Source organism: Crocosphaera sp. Alani8, from assembly GCF_038442745.1.
Classification (GTDB): Bacteria; Cyanobacteriota; Cyanobacteriia; order Cyanobacteriales; family Microcystaceae; genus Crocosphaera.
On record NZ_JARVCN010000434.1, the window covers coordinates 1 to 2,393 of the forward strand.

The 2,393-nt window shown below is 37.4% G+C and carries 4 protein-coding genes; 1 reads left to right on the forward strand and 3 read right to left on the reverse strand.

From position 1 onward, the window contains the following. Nucleotides 1-14: 14 nt before the first annotated feature. Entirely contained in the window at nt 15-218 is a 204-nt protein-coding gene (locus P9B04_RS21375; RefSeq protein ID WP_342056989.1) for a GxxExxY protein, read from the reverse strand. A 171-nt stretch (nt 219-389) separates the two neighbouring features. Between P9B04_RS21375 and P9B04_RS21380 the strand changes: the two genes are divergently transcribed. After that, on the forward strand, nt 390-551 hold the full coding sequence (locus P9B04_RS21380; RefSeq protein WP_342056990.1) for a hypothetical protein: 162 nt from the start codon (nt 390-392) through the stop codon (nt 549-551). A gap of 144 nt (nt 552-695) precedes the next feature. On the opposite strand, the gene P9B04_RS21385 is transcribed toward P9B04_RS21380, so the two are convergent. Together P9B04_RS21385 and P9B04_RS21390 are read right to left on the reverse strand one after the other, a co-directional pair. Next, nucleotides 696-1,715, reverse strand: a complete 1,020-nt coding sequence (locus P9B04_RS21385) for a toll/interleukin-1 receptor domain-containing protein (RefSeq protein ID WP_342056991.1) — start codon at nt 1,713-1,715, stop codon at nt 696-698. Next, nucleotides 1,712-2,230, reverse strand: a complete 519-nt coding sequence (locus P9B04_RS21390; protein ID WP_342056992.1) for a hypothetical protein — start codon at nt 2,228-2,230, stop codon at nt 1,712-1,714. The genes P9B04_RS21385 and P9B04_RS21390 overlap by 4 nt, the downstream gene beginning before the upstream one ends. Nucleotides 2,231-2,393 lie beyond the last annotated feature (163 nt).

The following is a 2,393-nucleotide window of genomic DNA, read 5'->3' on the forward strand; positions in this document are numbered from 1 at the left end:
GACATCTGCCTATTCTAGCTTATAAAGGGTATAACAAGAGCGGATTTGGTATCATAATAGATCGGTTGGTCTTTCTCTCGCTCAAATGTTAACCCTGCTTTTTGTAGTTCAATAGCTAAACATCTCTGATAGATAACCTCTTGAAACCCGTTACCTAATGTATTGTGAATTTTCATGGAGCAACCAATTACTTTATAGGTTATATCTTCAAGTTTCATCTATTTATTATTAACTTTATGGTGTAGTGTAGATAGCTTACTAATTATCAGTATCAGGATTATACAAGATTAGAGGATGTTCAAGATTTTTTTTAACTTTCTGGGAAAGATGAATGCAATTAATTTAATAAATTTTATCATCCCATCTCATCTTATAATCCCATTAATACCATGACCATAACCCTATCCTGTAAATCCTATCATCCTATTATTATCAACGTTATGGTGTTGGGGAAAAATACTATTAATTATCAGTATCAGGATTGGACAAGATTAGAGGATGTTCAAGATTTTTTTCTTTTTAAACTTTCTGGGAAAGATGAGTGTAATTAATCTAATAAATCTTATAATCCCATTAATACTATGACCATAACCCTATCCTGTAAATCATATCATCCTACAAAATCCTGATACTGATAGTAGGGGGAATTATAAAAGAGAGAATATTTAATTTCACTCGAATAATCCTCCCAAAAATCATCTATTTTCTAATTTTTTCACCTGCTCAAGCGCATCTAAATAATCATCCATTTTATTTTGCTGTGAGTAAAGTTGCGCTGCTTGATTGTAGTCGGAGATCGCTCCTTGCTTGTCTCCTAAGTTATACTTAGCTATACCGCGATTGTAGTAAGCATTAGCATAGTCAGGGTTGAGGTTAATAGCTTGATTGTAGTCAGAGATCGCTCCTTGGTTGTCCCCTAAGTCAGACTTGGCTGCACCGCGATTGATGTAAGCAGTAGCATAGTCAGGGTTGAGGTTAATTGCTTGATTGTAGTCGGCGATCGCTCCTTGGTTGTCCCCTAAGTCAGACTTGGCGTTACCGCGATTGTTGTAAGCAAGAGAATAGTTAGGGTTGAGGTTAATTGCTTGATTGTAGTCGGCGATCGCTCCTTGGTTGTCTCCTAAGTTATACTTGTCTAAACCTCGATTATTGTAAGCAAGAGAATAGTTAGGGTTGAGGTTAATTGCTTGATTGTAGTCGGCGATCGCTCCTTGCTTGTCTCCTAACTTACCTTTGTTATAACCACTGTTAAACCATTCTTCTGCGGTTAAGGTAACAGTTTTAGTATTTGCAGTAGGTTTAACCCCTGTGATTTCCCACTCTAGGTTATCAAAAGCTCTGTTATCATCTTCTTGTTCAAAATTAACCCAATGAAATTCCTTGAGAAAGTATAAATCATCAGGAATCTGATTCACTCCCACCAGCAAAACTGGAATCACTGGAGTATTGCGGTTAACAAATTGACTAATCAGGGTTTTTAGTTCCAATTTTTGCCAATTTCCCAAACCTTGAGAACCGATAATAATTACTGCTGATTTAATCTGGGGGATAGCTTTTTGAATTTCATCTTGAAAAGCTTTTCCTGGGGGGATTTGTTCTTCATCCAACCAAGGTTTTAAGCCCCTTTCTCTCAGTTTTGCGGAAATTTTCCGAACTTGGGGTTTATCTAAACTATTATGAGCGAGAAACACATCAAACTTAAAACCGGAACTCATCCGTCAACGTCTCCTTTAATGGATGCTTCAATACCTGCAATATCCGCCAAAGCCAAAGCATACTGATAAAGATGTTTGGTCAAATCCCCTAATTCCTGACGTAATTGAGGTTCTTGAGGCCATTGCTTTTCATATTCTAACGGACTAACATCAGGGGGACGTTTTGCTTCCCAAGCTTGTAAAGGAGGGTGCCATTTGGTTAAAAAAGGGCGTAACCCTCGATTTAAAACTGCGATCGCAATACCCCCCACAGAATCCAAAGATGCACCCACATCTGGCCCTGCTTCTTTGAGGATTTCACGAGTGGTGGCGAATAAGGTATAAAGAGAGTTTAATGTCTCACGCATCAACCCTTGATCGTCTTTTAATGGTTCAACAGAAATACGAGTTACTAACTCCACATACAACGCCCAAGCTGCTCTACGTTGAGTTGAGTTAACTTCCCATTCTGCCCCACCAATACCAAAGGGAAGGTTAATAGATACTTTTGTTAGTTTGGGAGGGTCTATTTTCATTAGTTTACTGAAAGGATTGTACAGTGAAATTATATTTCTTATTCGTTAAAACAGTTTAATTAACTACTGATAACTGGAAAAAAAGATATCTCATGAATCATTCCTGATTGCTATAGCAATCAGGAATGATTTATGAGAATGAAGATGGGGTTTTTTATAGAGC

Bases quoted from the DNA above. Each gene is read 5' to 3' on its own strand.
- P9B04_RS21375 (WP_342056989.1), bottom strand. From the start codon at position 218: ATGAAACTTGAAGATATAACCTATAAAGTAATTGGTTGCTCCATGAAA.
- P9B04_RS21380 (WP_342056990.1), top strand. From the start codon at position 390: ATGACCATAACCCTATCCTGTAAATCCTATCATCCTATTATTATCAAC.
- P9B04_RS21385 (WP_342056991.1), bottom strand. From the start codon at position 1,715: ATGAGTTCCGGTTTTAAGTTTGATGTGTTTCTCGCTCATAATAGTTTA.
- P9B04_RS21390 (WP_342056992.1), bottom strand. From the start codon at position 2,230: ATGAAAATAGACCCTCCCAAACTAACAAAAGTATCTATTAACCTTCCC.